Raw genomic sequence first — 17,761 nt, forward strand, 5'->3', positions numbered from 1 at the left:
TTTACCTTAGGTTTTACGACGTGTGATCATAGGCGCGCTCGCCATGGGCGGCCAGATCAAGCCCGGTGTATTCGTCTTCTTCACTGACCCGCAGAGGGGTCACGAGAGACACGAGCTTGACCAGCACCACGGTGACAACCACCGTGAAGATGCCGACAATGACAAGGCTGCCAATTTGCGCGACCCATGCGCCTGCTCCAAAGACTGCGATCATGATGGTTCCAAAGATCCCGCCGACACCGTGGACGGCGAAGACGTCCAATGTATCGTCTATTTTCAGGCTGTTGCGCACCAGATTTACCGCTTCCTGGCACAGGATGCCTGCGACTGAACCGATGAGGAGTGCCTCAATTGGACCAACGAAGCCAGAAGCTGGTGTGATCGAGGCCAGCCCTGCAATCGTGCCGGTGACCATACCCACGAGTGAGGCTTTGCCGTATTTGATCCGCTCCCAGAGCGCCCAGGTGAGCGAGGCCGCTGCGGCAGAAATATGCGTAGCTGTCAAAGCCATAGCTGCACCGCCATCGGCCGCCAATTGCGATCCGCCGTTAAAGCCGAACCAACCAACCCAAAGCATCGCAGCCCCGAGCATGACAAAGCCAGGGTTATGCGGCGGGGTGGTTGTATTGCGCCGCGCGCCAAGCATCACAGCAATGACCAATGCCGCCAGCCCCGCTGTTTCATGCACCACAACACCGCCCGCGAAATCCTTTAATCCCGTCGCGCCAAACAGGCCGCCATCGGCCAGGAAGCCGCCGCCCCAGACCCAATGGACAACAGGCGCATAGCAAAGCAGCATCCAAAGCCCGGAAAATGTCATCACAAACCCAAAGCCAATCCGCTCGACATAGGCGCCAACGATCAAGGCGGGGGTGATGATGGCGAAGGTCATTTGAAAGGCAAAGAACAGAACTTCTGGCAGGGTGGTGCCATCGCGGACCGTACTGGCGTCAACACCGTTCAGGAACACATGGCTCAGACCGCCCCAATAGCCGGAGGTGCCAGACCCGAAGGCGATGGAATAGCCGAAGGCCAACCAAAGCACACTCATGAGACAAGCAATGCCGAAACATTGCATAAATACGCTCAGAACATTCCGCGCGCGCACCAGCCCCCCGTAAAACAGAGCCAGCCCAGGCAGTGTCATGAATAGCACCAATGCCGTGGCAACAATAATCCAAGCTGTATCAGCAGCGTTCATAGTAACCTCCTAAATCACGTGCCGGCCTTCTCGACCATAAGCGCAGGTGATGGAAAGCGTCATGCCGAGCGCGCTGATGTTTTTCAGGGCTTATTCAAAGTTTGCATAAATTTTGGGCGAAAATAACGCGCCGGGTTTAATCAATGGGCTAAGTTGAGATGCACATGGATTAAGTTTAAGGCATGATCTAAAGCAGCCTGGCGCACGGCGGCCCGGCCGAGCGCGCCAAACTCCTGGGTTTCGCTTTGGGTGCCGTGAGCGCTGGCCAGGGCAAAACATACGCGGCCCTCGGGCTTAAATTCAGAGCCGCCCGGCCCCGCAATGCCGCTGACTGAGATTGCAATATCGGCCTGCGACTGGCGCAATGCGCCTTCAGCCATTTCGCGCGCCACGGGTTCCGAGACCGCGCCGTAATCGGCAAGGGTCTTGTGGCGCACCCCAAGCATCTTCTGCTTTGCCCCATTGGAATAGGTGACAAAGCCCTGTTCAAATATGGCTGAACTGCCGGCAATATCTGTCAAAGCGGCGCTAATCAACCCGCCCGTGCAGCTTTCGGCACAGGTGATTTTCAAGCCCAAAGCCTGGGCCCTGCGCAAGATTTCTTCGGCGATAGGGTTCATAAGGCCACCATCACAAGCGCCATGGCCAAGGCTACCATCACCCCGGCAATGATATCATCGAGCATAACGCCAAGAGGGCCAACAAGACGATCGGCCCATCCGACCAAACCTGGTTTTGTGATATCAAACAGGCGAAAGGCGACAAAACCGAACACATAATAGAAAGCGGCGCTGTCAAAGGGTAGGGGCCAAATCGCCAGCGGCAGCAAGGCAATCCATTGCCCGGCCACCTCGTCAATGATTATTTCCGAAGGATCATGGTCGCTTTTTCCAGCTGTTTCGCGCGCTGTGGCCCAATAGCCCAGCAGGCAAGCCAGGAAAATTCCAATGCAAAGCCCAATGAGCCCCGCGCCATTTATCACAGCGGCGCCACTGATCAACGCGGCCAAGCTGCCCCAGCTGCCCGGAGCCGGGCGCAAATGCCCGATGTAAAAAAAGGTGGCAATTATATGGCTCATTGGCTCACCAAGGCCGCGGTGGCGATGGCTGCAATGCCCTCTTCGCGCCCCGTAAACCCAAGGGTTTCTGACGTGGTGGCTTTGATGGAGACTTGATCGCACTCCAGACCCATGATCTGTGCCATCCGCGCCTGCATCGCTTGTGCATGGGGGCCGATTTTTGGAAATTCGCAAATCAAGGTGCAATCCACGTTTTCAATGTGAAAGCCAAGGTCTTTGGCCAGCTGCACCGCGTGTTTTAGGAAAATATCCGAAGGGGCGCCCTTCCATTGGGGATCGGAGGGTGGAAAATGTTGACCAATATCGCCGCGTGCCAATGCGCCATAAATGGCATCGGTCACCGCATGCATCCCAACATCTGCATCCGAATGGCCCAGCAGACCGGCCTTATGGGGCAGGGTGACACCGCAAAGCGTGATCTCTGTACCCGGTCCAAATTTATGAACGTCAAACCCGTTGCCCAAACGTAGTTGCATGCGGCCTCGCAAAATTCGTTCCGCCCGGGCAAAGTCACCGGGCACTGTTACTTTCAGATTATCGGCCTCTCCGGGGACAATGGCAACCGGGTGTCCCGCGGCGCGAACAACTTGCACATCATCCGTCGCCGGGTCTGTCGCGGCCGCATGTGCCGCATAAATCACCGGATAAGAAAAGCACTGGGGCGTTTGGGCCCGCCATAGATCACTGCGATCTACTTGCGCCGTCACTGTATCACCGCCGCGCCACAAGGTATCTTGCACCGCGACTGCGGGCGCCGCTGCGCCCTGGGCGCGCATGGTCTCAACGCAACGAGAGATCACAGAGTGGGTCACACATGGGCGCGCGGCATCGTGGATCAAAACATAATCTGGGGCCTGATCTTTGAGAGCCTCAAGGGCGCAACGCACAGAATCGTCGCGGTTTGCGCCGCCGTGCAGGGCGCGCACCGCTGCCGGCAGCTGCGCGATCCGATCTTGATCGTCCGGGTGATGCACCACCACGACCGCATCGATGTCCGCGTGAGACATAAACGCATCGATAGACCAAGCTATCAGTGGCCTGCCCAGGAGCATTCGCCATTGTTTCGGCACTGTGCCGCCAGCGCGCGTGCCACGGCCGGCCGCCAGTACGATCGCGATAGTTTTGGGTGCATCTGTCATAGGTTGTGCTTATATCTTTTGATTTTCTGCATGCAATCCTTGGTTTTGGCTGGAGTTTTGCTTAATTTTTGTGCAAATGTATAAAAATGCGGATGTAACGTAACGAAGGGCTTGTCGCCCGCGGGTCAGATCGTGTGAGTTTGTTGAGCGTTTGGAGATGAAATCTTGACCTTCGTATTAGGAAATCAACCAGTTTTTCCTCCTGTTCTGTTGGCCCCTCTGGCCGGCATCACAGATGTGCCTTTTCGCAATTTGGTTCAGTCCTTTGGGGCTGGTCTTGTAGTGTCCGAAATGGTGGCCAGCCACGAGATGGTGCAAAAAAAGCCAGGTGTGCGCGAAAGAGCGGAGCTTGGTTTTGGGATCGAAAGCACCTCGGTGCAAATTGCCGGATGTGACGCCTATTTGATGGCCGAAGCGGCCCGGATGATTGAGGCCAATGGCGCAAAAATAATCGACATTAACATGGGCTGTCCTGCCAAAAAGGTCACCAGCGGCCAGTCAGGCTCGGCGCTCATGCGCACACCAGATTTTGCCTTGGAGCTGGTCGAGGCGGTTGTGCAAGCCACATCGCTGGACGTCACTTTGAAAATGCGCCTGGGGTGGGATGATAACAGCCTCAACGCCCCAGAGATCGCCAAAAGGGCTGAGGCTGCGGGTGTGAAAATGATCACAGTGCATGGGCGGACGCGCTGCCAGTTTTACAAAGGCGCAGCTGATTGGCAGGCCATTGGCCGGGTGAAGCGGGCTGTGTCCATTCCCGTCATTGCCAATGGCGATATTGTGGATGTGACCTCTGCGCGCCAAGCTTTGCAGCAATCGGGCGCCGATGGGGTCATGGTGGGGCGCGGGGCGCAGGGCGCGCCTTGGCGATTGGCGCAAATCGCGTCAGCGCTCTATGGCACGCCGGCGCCAAAGATCCCCCGCGGTTCAGACCTGGCACAGGTAATTTTACAGCATCATCAGGCAATCGTGGACTTCTATGGGGGCACGCTTGGGCTGAAAAACGCCCGCAAGCATTTGGGTTGGTATTTAGATGGCTTGAATGTGGCTCCTGAGCTGCGCCAGTCGGTATTGAGATCCTTTGATCTGGCTGAAATTCGCGAGCTGATCTGGTGCGCCGTCGAGATGCCTTCCGCAGGTGTGGCCGCGTGAGCCTGTATCGAGAACTTTGGTCACAGCTTCCAATCCCCGCCTTGCTGGTGACGGGCGATGATACCGTGCAAGAGCTGAACCTGGCCGCCGAACAATTTCTCGGAATTTCTGCCAAGGTTATCCTAGGTCAACCCATTTGGAACTACCTGAGGGGGGAGGAGCTTTTGCCAGCAGGCCTAGAGCGGGCACGCGCGACCTCACGGCCCATCGTTATTTCGCAGATCACAACCCACGGTCGCACAACGGCACCCCAGACCTGTGCAGTCCATCTTTGTCCGATGACAGGGGCAGAGGGGCAGATCATGATTTTGCTCATTGCACATGAAACGCTCGGCGGTCGTTTTGGAGAAACCGCGCCGCTCTCGGCCGCGCATTCTGCCATTGGCATGGCCGAAATGCTGGCCCATGAGATCAAAAATCCCCTGGCCGGGATCACGGGCGCGGCGCAGTTTTTGTCATTGTCTCTGCCGGCTGAAGATCTTGAAATGACGGATCTGATCGTCGAAGAAAGCAAACGCATTGTCAGCCTGCTCGATCAGGTGGAACAATTCGGCGATGTCACGCCGCCAAGTTGTGCTTTCGTCAATATTCATGATGTGCTCGATCGGGCCGCACGCTCGGCCGTGTTTGGATTTGCTGGCGACATCCAGATTCACAAGACCTATGACCCCTCCCTACCGGAAGTCTGGGCAGATGCGGATCAAATGGTGCAGGTCTTTCTGAATTTGGTCAAAAACGCCTGTGAGGCTTTGGGTCCAGAGGGAAAAGTGACTATTCGCACCTTCTATGACCCAAGCTTGCGCCTGCCTCTGCCGGATGGAACAGGGCGCCGCCTGCCTTTGCATGTGGAGATCATCGACAACGGCCCGGGTTTGCCGAAGGCGTTGGCCAATCATGTTTTTGAGCCCTTTGTGACCACAAAAAACAATGGCAAGGGGCTCGGATTGGCCTTGGTGTCCAAAATAATTGCCCAGCATCGCGCGTGGATCAGCGTCGCCTCACAGCCAGGTCATACGATTTTCAGAGTATCATTGTCGGTACATAACGAGAGTAGGAGTTAACGCTATGGATGGAACGGTTCTAATCGCAGATGACGACCGAACGATTCGAACGGTCCTAACTCAGGCCTTCACCCGGGCGGGATGTAAAGTCCACGCGACGTCATCGCTGGTCACTTTGATGCGCTGGGTCGAGGATGGCAAAGGGGATTTGGTGGTGTCGGATGTGGTTATGCCCGATGGCAACGGCCTTGAGAATTTGCCACAAATCACCAAACTGCGCCCCAATCTTCCGGTCATTATTATCTCTGCTCAAAACACAATCGTGACGGCCATTCGCGCCAATGAGGCCAAAGCTTTTGACTACCTGCCCAAACCCTTCGACTTGCCCGAGTTAATGCATCGCGCGGCCAAAGCCTTGGAGCGCCGTCATCCGCCGCAAGTGTCCGGGGATGTGGCCGAGGTGCAGGATGCTGAAATCCCGTTGGTTGGGCAATCGACGGCGATGCAAACGCTTTATCGGTTAATCGCACGCGCTATGAACGCGCCGGCGCCTGTGCTGGTGTTGGGCGAGGCTGGCACGGGAAAGTCCTTGATCGCTTCCAGTCTGCACAAGTTTTCGAAACGTGCCGATCAACCGATGGTGGTTTTGCATCCAGAGATGATGGAAAGCCAATCTACCATTCGTGATGCGCTCATGCGCTGCGTGTCTGGCACATTGATCTTGGATGGGGTGAGCGACTTGAGCCCAGCGGCGCAACTGCGATTGCTGCATATATTGGGGGAGCCGGGCGACCAAAACCTGCGTTTGGTCTCAACCGCTGCGCCAAATATTCTGGCAGATGTTCAAAATGGAAATTTCAGGAATGATCTGTTTTTTCGCCTGTCTAGCCTACAGCTGACCGTTCCGGCCTTGCGTGAGCGGGTTGAGGATATTTCAGTCTTGGCCCAGCATTTCATTGCGACGTTGCAAGCGGAAATAAAGTTTGAGCTCAGCCAGGCCGGCGCTGCGGCCCTGCGCGATTTCAATTGGCCGGGCAATGTGCGCCAATTGCAGAACGTCATCGGCCAATTGATGATGGAGTCCCCCAACACATTGCTTGATGGCAATGCTGTGAAGGAGGTTTTGAAAAAAGCTGGGCCGAGCAACGCGATCAGTGCGTTGTTACCCTCTGAAAGTCTGGCCGAATCCGTTGGGCTGCATGTGCAGCGGTATTTTGATCTTCACGGTGCGAACCTGCCTCCAGACGGGGTGTATCAAAGAATTTTGCGCGAAATTGAAGTTCCTTTGATTGAGATTTCACTTGCGGCCACCTCCGGCAACCAAGCCAAATGTGCCGATTTGCTCGGCATTAATCGCAATACCCTGCGCAAAAAAATCAACGACCTTGAAATTGTCGTGACACGCCGACGCAAAATGATGTAAAAGCGCAACAAGCGTGGCATTTTGGCACTTTTCCACAATGCGCAGGAATCGCGGTCATCAAAAGGGTCAGCAGAAATGCGCCAAGGGCTTGTCAGTTCTTTATTAGACAAAATGGCCGATCTGCGTGCGAACCCGCAGGTCAACTCGAACTTTACCTTTGTTTTGGTGGTTACGGGGCCTTTGCTGGTGTTCCTGACGTTCTATGCCATGCAGCCGATCAAAGGCGGGCGGGCATCGCTACGGTTTATTTTGACCGCTGATTTTGTTTATATTTTGTTTATCACAACATTGCTGATTCGCCGAATTGTCCAGCTGGCGGCCGCCCGCCGGGCGCAATCGGCAGGCTCGCGGTTGCATTTCCGCCTCACGACGGCCTTCGGGGTGATTGCGCTGTTCCCAACGATTTTGGTCGCCATATTTGCTGTGCTTTCGGTCAATCAGGCGCTGGAGGGGTGGTTTTCTGAAAGGGTGCGCAATGCGGTCGGGGCCTCTTTGAGTGCCGCGCAGGCCTATGAGGCGCAGACTCGCAACGGGGTCATATCGGATACTAAAATTTTTGCGCAACGCCTTAATGATCTGAACCAAAATGCGTTTTTCTCCCGCAGCATAGATATGGACAGCCAACTCAGCCCGGCGCTCACCCGTCTTCAGACCCAGTTTGAACGCGGCTTTAAAGAGATCTACATCATCAACAATCTGGGAGAGTTGCGACTGCGCGGACCGTCGTCCTATTTGTTTGATTACGAACAACCAACCGACGCGCAAATTATGGCCGCAGATGGGCTGGAGCCGGTGATTATGACAGATTGGCCCAGCAATGAGATGCGGGCCCTGATCCGATTGCAAACTTACACCAACCACTATCTTTACCTAACGCGCAGTGTTGAGGGATCTCTTTTGGCCTTGCTCGAAGAAACCACCGAAACCGCGCGCTACTATAATCAGCTTGAATCGGAACGCGGGCGGCTCTTGTTTGATTTTGGGCTTTTGTATCTGGCCTTTGCGGTGATTTTGATTTTGACCGCGACCTGGCTTGGGCTTTGGTTTGCTGAAAGATTGGCCAGTCCCGTGGGGCGCATGGCGGCGGCGGCGCAAAAGGTTGGGGCAGGGGACTTGGACGCGCAGATCGAAAATATCAAAGGCGATGATGAGATCGCGATGCTGGCGCGTTACTTCAACCAAATGACCCATAGATTGAAAGGTCAACGCGACACCTTACTTAAGAGTGCAGATCAAGCGGAACGCCGAAGAAGATTGTTTGATTCCGTTCTGGCCTCTGTGACCTCCGGCGTGATTGGACTCGATCAAGCGGGCAATATTATGTTTTTAAACAAATCCGCCCAGCGGGTTTTGGATTTACCAGAGTCCGCTGAGCCGCGCGCGCTCTCGGAGGCGGTGCCTGAGTTGGCCAGTATGTTCACAGATTTCTGTTCAAGCCTGTCTGATGTGGCGCAACGCGAAGTGCGGGTGGTGCGCCGTGGGAAGTTAGAGAGCCTTTTGGTACGCATTGCGCGCCGCTCGGGTGAGCTGTCTGATGCAGAGGGCTATGTGATTGCGCTGGAAGATGTCACGGATCTCGTCAGCGCACAGCGCATGGCCGCTTGGGGCGATGTCGCCCGGCGGATTGCTCATGAGATTAAGAACCCATTGACACCTATTCGACTGTCTGCGGAACGTATTAAACGCAAATTTTCACCACAGGTTGGCGAGGAGTCAGAGCAGCTGGAACGTATGACGGATGTCATTGTGCGCCAAACCAATGAGCTCAGCCGCATTGTCGACGAATTTTCGCAATTCGCGCGTATGCCGGAGCCAGATTGTCGCCACACGAATTTTGCTGACTTTCTCAAGGAGACGATCTTGTTGCAAGAAAGTGGACAGCCAGATGTGAAATTCACATTGGATCTGCCGAAAGAAGCGCTTTGGATTGATGCAGATGCTGCGATGATTGGCCGTGCTGTGACCAATTTGTTAAAGAACGCCGGCGAATCCATCGACGATAGAAAAGCGCATCAGCCCGATCATATGGGCGAAATTCGCATTGCAGCGGCCCAAACAGATCGGTCGGTGGTTGTGGAGATATCGGACAACGGCGCAGGGCTGCCCGAAGATCGCGCACGTCTGCTCGAACCCTATGTGACCAATCGCCTATCGGGAACGGGCCTTGGCCTGTCAATTGTAGTGAAAACCATCGAAGAACATGGAGGCACCTTTGCACTGACGGATGCGGAAGCCTTCCAAGAAGGCGACAGGCCAGGGGCAAAGGCAGTCATTTGGCTGCCACGTCTGGCCGATAGCATCGCACAGAAAATTGATCTAGGAATACCAGCATGACAGATATTTTGATTATTGATGACGAGCGCGATATCCGTGAATTGATCTCTGAAATATTGATCGATGAAGGCTACAAAACACGGCTCGCGGGCACGTCTGATGCAGCCATGCGCCAGATTGCCGATGAGCGCCCGGCTATGCTGATCCTAGACATCTGGCTCAAAGACAGTGCGATGGATGGCATTGATATTTTGAAGTCCGTGAAATCCAATTACCCGGATGTGCCGGTGGTGATTATTTCCGGTCATGGTAACATCGAGATTGCTGTTGCGGCGATCAAGCAAGGCGCGTTCGATTTCATCGAGAAACCTTTCAATATAGATCAATTGCTGGTGGTTATTCGCCGGGCTATGGAAGTGGCCAACCTGCGCAGTGAGAACATCGCTCTGCGCAGCCAGTACCAACAACCCTTGGAACTCATTGGACAAAGTGCTGTTTTCAAAGCCTTGAAGAGCAGTCTCGATAAGGTCACGAAATCGAATGGGCGCGTTTTGTTAACGGGCCCATCTGGCGTTGGCAAGGAAACGGCTGCGCGCTACATTCACATTAATTCAATCAGGTTCAATACACCGCTTGTGGTGGTCAACTGCGCCTCTCTGGATGCTGAGACGGCAGATGCAAAGCTATTTGGCGTCGAGCTCAACGGCAGGCTGCATCAAATGGGCCTATTAGAGTCGGCGCATAACGGTATTTTATTTTTTGACGAAATTGCAGATTTACCGCTGGCCGTACAAGCTCGGCTTTTGCGGGTTTTGGTAGATCAAAGCTTCACGCGGGTGGATGGAACCGCCGCACAGAAGGTAGATATCCGCGTGATTTCAGCCACGGCGAAAGATTTGACGCAAAAGATTGAGCGCGGAGCGTTCCGTGAAGAATTGTTCCACCGCCTCAATGTGGTGCCGATTGCAGTGCCCAGCCTTGAGGAACGTCGCGAGGACATCTCAGTTCTTGCGGAGCATTTTTTGGGTGAGTTTCATGACAAGCTTGGCCTGCCCAATCGCCGCTTGAGCGAAGATGCGGCCACGACTTTGGAAAGTATGATTTGGCCCGGAAACATTCGCCAGCTTAAAAACCTCATGGAGCGGGTGTTGATCATGGGTCCAACCTCGGGGGATATTGAGCCCGAAGAGCTGCCCAATGAAACAGGTGTAGGCGACAGCCGGGACGGGCAGATCGTGATTTCAGGCAGTGTCGCCACTTATTCTTTGCGCGAAGCCCGCGAGCTTTTTGAGCGGGAATATCTTTTAACGCAAATCAACCGCTTTGGCGGCAACATCAGCCGCACCGCCAGTTTTGTTGGTATGGAGCGCTCAGCGCTGCACCGTAAACTAAAATCGCTCGGGGTGGTGACCTCAAATCGCAGCCGTGGGCTGCACGCACAGCTTGAACCGGAGTGAATGAAAGAATTGACCTTCTGCATGTGGTCTGACACACCCGCTCGCAGAGTTCATCTGATTTCAAGGGGGCAAAACCCATGAAAGTGATCATATGCGGAGCAGGTCAGGTTGGCTGGCAAATTGCACGCCATCTCGCCAATGAAAAAAACGACGTGACAGTCGTTGATCGCAATTCTGATCTGGTACGCCGGGCGACAGACACTTTGGATGTTCAAGGCATCGTTGGCTTTGCCAGCTATCCGGATATTTTGGCGCGCGCCGGTGCGCAGGATGCCGATATGGTCATCGCGGCCACCCATTCCGATGAGGTCAATATGGTGACCTGTCAGGTGGCGCATTCTGTGTTTAACATCCCGCGTAAAATTGCGCGCTTGCGGTCGCAAAGCTATTTGGATGCAATTTATGCTGATCTCTATCGCCGCGATCACCTGCCAATCGATGTGGTCATTAGCCCAGAGAAAGAAGTCTCCGAGGCCGCTTTACGCCGGCTGCAAACGCCTGCCGCATTCGAAACGGAATTTTTCTTCAACGGTGATGTCCAATTGCTTGGGATTACTTTGGACGATAAATGCCCGGTTCTTAACACACCGTTGCGCCAATTGTCTGACCTTTTCTCAACACTTTCCGCCGTGGTGGTGGCCATTCGGCGCGATGGCACGCTGTTTGTCCCGAGCTCCGGTGACCAACTCTTTGCCGGGGATTCTTGTTACATATTTGTGCAAAAACATGATGTGCAGCGGGCGCTGGAGGTCTTTGGTAAAACCGCTCATGTGCAAGATCGCATCGTCATCGTTGGCGGCGGCAATGTCGGGTTTGCTGTGGCCAAGAACCTCGAGAACCGCAGCAGCCGCATTCGGGCTAAGGTGATCGAGAAAGACCGGTTCACTGCAGAGCAAGCGGCTGAATTGTTGGAAAAAACCATCGTTCTTCATGGGGATGGATTGGATGCAGATATGCTATCGGAGGCCAATATTGAACGCAGCGATGCGATCTTGGCGGTGACCGATGACGACAAAACCAATCTTCTTGCGGCCATTCGAGCCAAATCCATGGGCTGTCCGCTGGCGATATGTTTGATCAACGATCCCTCGATGGAGCCCCTGCTGCGCGCCATGGGAATTGATGCGCATGTAAACCCTCGGGCGACGACCGTGTCCTCGATTTTGCGCCATATCCGTCATGGGCGTGTGCGGGGCGTCTATTCCATTGGTGACGCGGAAGCGGAAGTGATTGAAGCACAGGTTTTGTCGACCTCCTCCATAGCGGGTCAGAATATTCGCGATATTGAGTTTCCCGAGGGCGTGCTGGTCGGCGCGGTGCGAAAGGGGGATAAGATCCTAAAGCCTTCTGGCTCCCTGCGTATTGAAGAGGGGGATCATGTGGTTCTTTTCTCCCTCTCAGCAGATGTGGCCGAAGTGGAACGTTTGCTACAAGTTACGATAGATTTCTTCTAGTCATGTGGGTGCGTTTTCAGAAATTGCCGCTGGCAATCTCAATCCCAACTCTTCTAATTGTGATGATGACGATCCCGTCGGTGCACGGATTCATATCCGGAGATTCCCACGAGGGGCGTAGCTTCTTTTATGCCGTGCTCATGGGGCTCTTTGGTTTGAGTTTTTTGGGGTTTTCTCTACAAGGCACTGTTTTTCCTATGCATCGTCATGCGCGACTCTGGTCGCTGATCTCCTTCTTTCTCGGTTTTCCGATCCTTTTGGCCATACCACTTTATGAAGTCAGCGGAGCAGGTGGGTTTATTGACGCTTATCTTGATATCGTAAGCACCGTGACAACAACTGGTCTTCCGGTCTTCGCCCCTGGCAGCTTGAGCGAAACATTGGTCATTTGGCGGGTCAGTCTGGGCTGGGCCAGTGGGTTTTTGATTTGGGTTTTCGCCTGGTCGATTTTCGCACCGCTCAATCTGGGCGGATTTGAGCATCTGGGGGCCCGGGGAGAGGCGATGACCCGATCACAAAGCGCGCGGCAAACCGCAGGTCGACTGCCGGCAGAGAAATTCTGGCGCGAAGCCCATCGCCTTGGGCCGGTCTATCTGTGGATCACGCTGGTAGCGGCTCTTGCACTTTTGATCGTCAGTGGCGACCCGACCTATGCAATCTTGCGCGCCATGGCAACGATTGCGACATTTGGGATTGAAATTCCTGGACATGCCGGTGTCGGTGGTGTGTCTGGAGAGGTGATTTTGGCATTTGTGATGCTGTTTGCCCTGTCACGTTCTACGTTCTCAACAGTCTTTGCCCGAGCCCGTAAATGGCGCATGACCGAAGATCCAGAACTTCGCGTGGCCGCTGGCTTGGTTCTTGTGGCAGCGCTTGTTCTCATCGGACAAGGGGCGCGATATGTTGAGGGTCTTGGCGCGGGTCTTGAGCTGATCTGGGGCGCGTTTTTTACCAGCCTGTCATTCCTGACCACTACGGGGCTGGCTTCCGAATTTCTGCCTTCGGGACTTGTGACCTTGGATCCGGTGGAAATCATACTTGTTGCGCTGGCCATGATTGGCGGCGGCGTGGCGACAACGGCTGGGGGCATAAAACTCTTGCGGGTTTTTATCCTGGCCGGTCATAGCCAAGCCGAGGTCAATCGCCTTACAGCACCATCACAGGTGATATCGGGGCAGATAGAAAGCCGCTCGCATGATCATCACAGTGCGATGTTGGCTTGTGTGTTTTTGGTGCTGTTCATTTTGGTTCTGGGGGTCACCACCCTGGCGTTGACGCTCACAGGCAGCCCGGTGAAAGAAGCATTGTACCTTACATTGGCCACTGTCACCAATACAGGACCACTTTTGCCAACAGGCGACGGCACCCAGACGCTGGTGATGGCACTTCCAACCCAGGCCAAGATGATCTTGGCTGCGGCAATGGTTCTGGGTCGGCTTGAGGTGTTGGCGCTCTTGGCCTTGTTAAATCCTGATATTTATCGCTGACGCAGAAATTTATGCCGATTTGCTACTAGAAATTGCTGAAAAACCACTACATACTAACCACTCCGGGGTGTAATTTTGTGTGTCCCCGCAAGAAAAAGGGCTTAAAGAATGGCTTCCGATAAACAAAACTTACAAGACGCATTTCTCAATCAAGTGCGCAAAACCAAGGTTCCTGTCACCATCTTTTTGATCAATGGCGTGAAGCTGCAAGGCGTTGTCACATGGTTTGACAATTTCTGCGTGCTCTTGCGCCGCGATGGGGCATCGCAATTGGTTTATAAACATGCGATTTCAACCATTATGCCAGCGCAGCCAATTTCTCTTTATGACGGTGAAGAATAGGCATTATGGGCAATACGCCAGATGCGCATGAGACCCACGCTTGGGTTTTACATCCCGATATAAAAACCGATTATTCCGCGCGCGCTGCGACGGATGCTTTGGCTGAGGCGGTGTCTTTGGCTCATGCGCTTCCCGGGCTCGAAGTGATGGGAGAAACCATTGTGCGTTTGCCCCGGGCTCATCCGGGCAAGCTCTTTGGCAAGGGAAAAATCGCTGAACTTGCTGAGTTGTTTAAAGCTGCCGAAGTGGAACTTGTGCTCATAGATGGGCATGTCTCGCCGGTGCAACAGCGTAACTTGGAGAAAGATTGGGGCGTCAAAATCCTTGATCGCACCGGCTTAATCCTCGAAATTTTCTCTGATCGTGCGCGCACCCGTGAGGGGGTTTTGCAGGTGGAAATGGCCGCTTTGAGCTATCAACGTACACGGCTTGTGCGCGCTTGGACCCATTTGGAGCGTCAACGGGGCGGTCTTGGTTTTGTGGGGGGGCCGGGCGAGACGCAAATTGAGTCCGATCGACGGGCCATTGATATCCAATTGGTGCGGTTGCAAAAACAACTCGACAAGGTGGTGAAAACGCGCGAGCTACACCGGTCGGCACGGGCAAAAGTGCCTTATCCAATCGTGGCTCTTGTGGGCTATACCAATGCGGGCAAGTCGACATTGTTCAACTATATGACCGGGGCCAAGGTCTTGGCCAAAGACATGCTTTTCGCCACTCTTGATCCGACGATGCGCGCGGTGAAACTGCCCAGTGGCATGGATGTGATCTTGTCAGATACTGTGGGTTTTATCTCTGATCTGCCAACCGAGCTTGTCGCCTCCTTCCGCGCGACTTTGGAAGAGGTAACGGCAGCGCAGCTGGTTGTTCATGTACGCGACATCGCCCATCCCGAAACTGCAGAGCAGGCGCAGGACGTGAACACGATTCTCGAAACGTTAGGCTTGGATCGCGATGTGCCACGCATTGAGATGTGGAATAAAAGCGATATCTTGGACCCAAGCGCCTTGGAGGCGCTGCAAAACGCGGCTGAGCGGTCGGATGATGTCTTCATCACTTCGGCGCTCACCGGCGCAGGCGTGCCTGAGTTTTTAGATGCCGTGTCAAGGCGGCTGACGCCTGACAAAACCCAATCAGAGCTTGTGCTTGGCTTTGACGAAGGGCGCGCGCGCGCCTGGTTGTTTGAGCAAGGTTTGGTGCGCGACGAGCAACAAACGCAAGAGGGGTTTTCCCTATCAGTCTCTTGGACAGCACGCCAAAAGAAAGCCTTTAGCGATCAGTTTGGTCCAAAACTGGTGTCAGGGTCGTAAGGCCAGTTGCACCCGCTCGGGCCAAAGTTTCATCCAATGTCATGGGCACATATTCGCCCCGGCGCCATAATTTGCTGAGATTGTCGTAATGCCGCGACAAGGGATGCCCACTTTGCCCGGTCGAAATGATAAAAACAGAACTGTCAGGATCGGCAAAATCATAGACCCCACGATAGGCGCCTGCATGGGCGTTTAGATAGGGGTTCGGCCCTGTGCCGATGGTCTTGCCGCGTTGGAGCGTATGGTCTCCTCCGGAGGTGGATTGCCGAATGTTTACGAACCACCTCAAGATCGGAATATCGCCCAAAACCGGATGATCATGGGTGGCTTGATGCGCCTCTCCCCAGCGCAGAGCGGTGATTTCGCTGCCATAGGTTTCGACCAGTTCGGCGAGGGCATCATCCAGAGCCAAACGAGACATCTCAGAGCAGCTCTCCATTCTGCGCGACTGCACCACGTCACACCAAATGCTGGCGCCTGACACATCGCGAAACACCCGCTCAATGAAGAGCGGCTCGACATGGGTGAAGGCCTCATGCAACGGTCCAAGCTCATCCACTATGAGACGCTTCTGCAAGGCTCTGAGCCAGGCCGCATAGATCAATGGCTCTGGCAGGTGTTCATTCATCTCACCATTCCAATTGGCCAAAAGATCCAAGGCTGTTTGGCGTCTTCCGGCCGTGCTGTCTTCGGCCACGGCTTCTGATTGAAACCAAAGCTCTGCGCCGATCAGCGGCAAAATTGTGCGCGCGGCAGGCGACACGCTGTCCAATTGCGCTTCGATAAAACTGTCGCGGGTGTGGGCCTCTCGGGTTTGGAGCAGGCGCGTCATCCGTTGAACCCTCTGACTGTCGCCCCAATCATAGCTGATATGTTCGGGAAAGCTGCGATCGGTGTATTTATTGTTAGTGTGTCCCAAAATACCACTGGCGGGGTTTAGAAAAACCGGATTTACCGAGGGATCAAGAACGCCTTGCCACCGGTTTTGTGCCAGCCAGCCGGCGCTTGGCAGGCGCCCTTTGGATTGGTGGCGCGGATCGCGTTTGGGTAGGGCGCCGATGGTGCGCATGGCAATCTGTTTGGAATCGGCTAGCGTGAGTATCTGACTGGGCGCCACGAAACTGCGGGAGGCCTGCAAGCCTTCCTGCACCGACTGCGCGGCCATCAGATCAAAACCGGCCTCAACGGATGTGTCCTGGCTCGATAGAAGCGTCCAAGCCACCGACGTGACATGACCGGCCGGGGTCACAGCGCCTAGGTTCGCATGGCTGCCGGGCAAAACCGGGCCGTTATCCGTCCAAAACATCTCCAACGTCACGGGTGATTTGTCTTTGATCCGAACAATGCTTTGCTTTTTGATAAAGGGTTTGTAGCCCTCCGGTGTTTGATATTCGCTTGACTCCAGTGGATTTAGCTTTTCGATGTAAATATCTGTATCATCGAGGTTTGAGCTGGTTAAGCCCCAGCCAAGCTTTGCAGAGCGTCCCACCAAAACCAGCGGAAGGCCGGGAATGGTGCCACCAATGACGCCGCCGGTGGAGAGCTCGAGACGCGCCAGATACCAAATTGAGGGGGCGGTGAGTTCGAGATGCGGATCATTGGCCAGAAGCGTGCCGCGGGTGGCACTGCGCCCGGGCAAGGCGGCCCATGCATTCGAAGCCCCCGAAAGGGCTATAGATTTGAACGGGGAGAGGGCTGAGCGCGGCGCTTCAGCTGTGGCTCTATTGGGTGGGATCTCTGGGAATAGGCGCGTGAAATCGATGATTTCCGCTTGGTTATTGCCCGGCATATCGGGCAGTAAATCCTTGATCCGATCATCATCTAGAATGAGAGACGCCCGCGCGCGCAGCACTTCTTGTTGTAAATGACTGGAGAGCTGAATCCCCATAAGTTTGATGATCGCCAGGCTGTCGGCGGCGGTCCACGGGGATATCGCGTTGGAAAATAGGAAAAACTCCGGCGCGCCCCGCCCGAGTGCACCGTTGTTTATCTCAAGGAGCCGGGCATTCACCCCAAGCGCATAGGCATCCAGTTTGGCAAGCGTGTCGGGGCGAAGGGCCGACAGCGATTGCCGGGCGGCACTATAGATCGCCAAGCGGCGCACCGTCATATCAATAGGCAGGGTGGCCTCGCCAAAAAGCTCCGAGAGCCGCCCCTGCGCCGTACGACGCAGCATTGTCATTTGCCACAGACGATCCTGGGCATGGGCATAGCCGAGGGCAAACAGTGTATCGTGATCATTTTTGCCGAAAATATGCGGCACATTGGCTGTATCGCGAACAATTTCCACCGGAGCTATCAGCTGCTCAAATTGTACGGTCTTTGTGTAGTCCGGCAGGGAGCGGGACAGAACATACCAGCTGAAAGCAAAAAACAGGGCGCCAATGACAGCCAGGCTGAGAATGAGACGCATGAGCCATACAAAAATGCGATCCATAGGGTA

At 54.7% G+C, this 17,761-nt stretch carries 13 protein-coding genes and 1 pseudogene; 9 read left to right on the forward strand and 5 right to left on the reverse strand.

The window, feature by feature from the left end; all coding sequences use genetic code 11:
* Positions 1-13: 13 nt before the first annotated feature.
* The 4 genes from RCA23_RS08030 to RCA23_RS08045 form a co-directional block, all read right to left on the reverse strand.
* Positions 14-1,201 carry an ammonium transporter gene (locus tag RCA23_RS08030; RefSeq protein ID WP_044049872.1) on the reverse strand — a complete coding sequence of 396 codons (1,188 nt, stop codon included), beginning with the start codon at positions 1,199-1,201 and terminating at the stop codon, positions 14-16.
* Between the two features lie 140 nt (positions 1,202-1,341).
* Positions 1,342-1,821: a CinA family protein gene (locus RCA23_RS08035; RefSeq protein ID WP_044049873.1), complete on the reverse strand. Its 480-nt coding sequence runs from the start codon at positions 1,819-1,821 to the stop codon at positions 1,342-1,344.
* The gene (locus tag RCA23_RS08040; RefSeq protein ID WP_044049874.1) at positions 1,818-2,279 is read right to left on the reverse strand and encodes a phosphatidylglycerophosphatase A family protein; all 462 of its coding nucleotides are present in this window, start codon (positions 2,277-2,279) and stop codon (positions 1,818-1,820) included. Before RCA23_RS08040 ends, RCA23_RS08035 begins: the two co-directional genes overlap by 4 nt.
* Positions 2,276-3,418, reverse strand: a complete 1,143-nt coding sequence (locus RCA23_RS08045; protein WP_044049875.1) for a bifunctional 2-C-methyl-D-erythritol 4-phosphate cytidylyltransferase/2-C-methyl-D-erythritol 2,4-cyclodiphosphate synthase — start codon at positions 3,416-3,418, stop codon at positions 2,276-2,278. The genes RCA23_RS08040 and RCA23_RS08045 overlap by 4 nt, the downstream gene beginning before the upstream one ends.
* Before the next feature lie 165 nt (positions 3,419-3,583).
* Here RCA23_RS08045 and dusB point away from each other — a divergent pair, with 165 nt between their 5' ends.
* The 9 genes and pseudogenes from dusB to hflX all read left to right on the forward strand — a co-directional run bounded on the left by dusB (position 3,584) and on the right by hflX (position 15,318).
* On the forward strand, positions 3,584-4,570 hold the full coding sequence (gene dusB, locus RCA23_RS08050; RefSeq protein ID WP_044049876.1) for a tRNA dihydrouridine synthase DusB: 987 nt from the start codon (positions 3,584-3,586) through the stop codon (positions 4,568-4,570).
* A complete protein-coding gene (locus tag RCA23_RS08055; protein ID WP_044049877.1) occupies positions 4,567-5,631 on the forward strand; it encodes a two-component system sensor histidine kinase NtrB in 1,065 nt (354 codons plus the stop codon). Before dusB ends, RCA23_RS08055 begins: the two co-directional genes overlap by 4 nt.
* A 4-nt stretch (positions 5,632-5,635) precedes the next feature.
* Positions 5,636-6,994: a sigma-54-dependent Fis family transcriptional regulator gene (locus RCA23_RS08060; RefSeq protein ID WP_044049878.1), complete on the forward strand. Its 1,359-nt coding sequence runs from the start codon at positions 5,636-5,638 to the stop codon at positions 6,992-6,994.
* Between the two features lie 111 nt (positions 6,995-7,105).
* Positions 7,106-9,328 carry a sensor histidine kinase NtrY-like gene (locus RCA23_RS08065; RefSeq protein ID WP_236631332.1) on the forward strand — a complete coding sequence of 741 codons (2,223 nt, stop codon included), beginning with the start codon at positions 7,106-7,108 and terminating at the stop codon, positions 9,326-9,328.
* Complete coding sequence (ntrX, locus tag RCA23_RS08070) at positions 9,325-10,725, forward strand: nitrogen assimilation response regulator NtrX (protein ID WP_044049880.1); 1,401 nt, start codon at positions 9,325-9,327, stop codon at positions 10,723-10,725. The genes RCA23_RS08065 and ntrX overlap by 4 nt, the downstream gene beginning before the upstream one ends.
* Before the next feature lie 68 nt (positions 10,726-10,793).
* Positions 10,794-12,179, forward strand: a pseudogene (gene trkA, locus RCA23_RS08075) (Trk system potassium transporter TrkA); the annotation flags it as partial.
* A 62-nt stretch (positions 12,180-12,241) separates the two neighbouring features.
* Positions 12,242-13,666, forward strand: coding sequence for a potassium transporter TrkG (locus tag RCA23_RS08080; protein WP_169701373.1), 1,425 nt, complete (start codon positions 12,242-12,244; stop codon positions 13,664-13,666).
* Positions 13,667-13,774: 108 nt separating this feature from the next.
* Positions 13,775-14,008, forward strand: coding sequence for an RNA chaperone Hfq (gene hfq, locus RCA23_RS08085; protein ID WP_044049882.1), 234 nt, complete (start codon positions 13,775-13,777; stop codon positions 14,006-14,008).
* Positions 14,009-14,013: 5 nt separating this feature from the next.
* Complete coding sequence (gene hflX / locus RCA23_RS08090) at positions 14,014-15,318, forward strand: GTPase HflX (protein ID WP_044049883.1); 1,305 nt, start codon at positions 14,014-14,016, stop codon at positions 15,316-15,318.
* Here hflX and RCA23_RS08095 read toward each other — a convergent pair.
* Positions 15,278-17,755, reverse strand: coding sequence for a penicillin acylase family protein (locus tag RCA23_RS08095; protein ID WP_044049884.1), 2,478 nt, complete (start codon positions 17,753-17,755; stop codon positions 15,278-15,280). The genes hflX and RCA23_RS08095 overlap by 41 nt on opposite strands.
* Between the last annotated feature and the right edge of the window lie 6 nt (positions 17,756-17,761).

It is taken from the genome of Planktomarina temperata RCA23 (assembly GCF_000738435.1).
Classification (GTDB): Bacteria; Pseudomonadota; Alphaproteobacteria; order Rhodobacterales; family Rhodobacteraceae; genus Planktomarina; species Planktomarina temperata.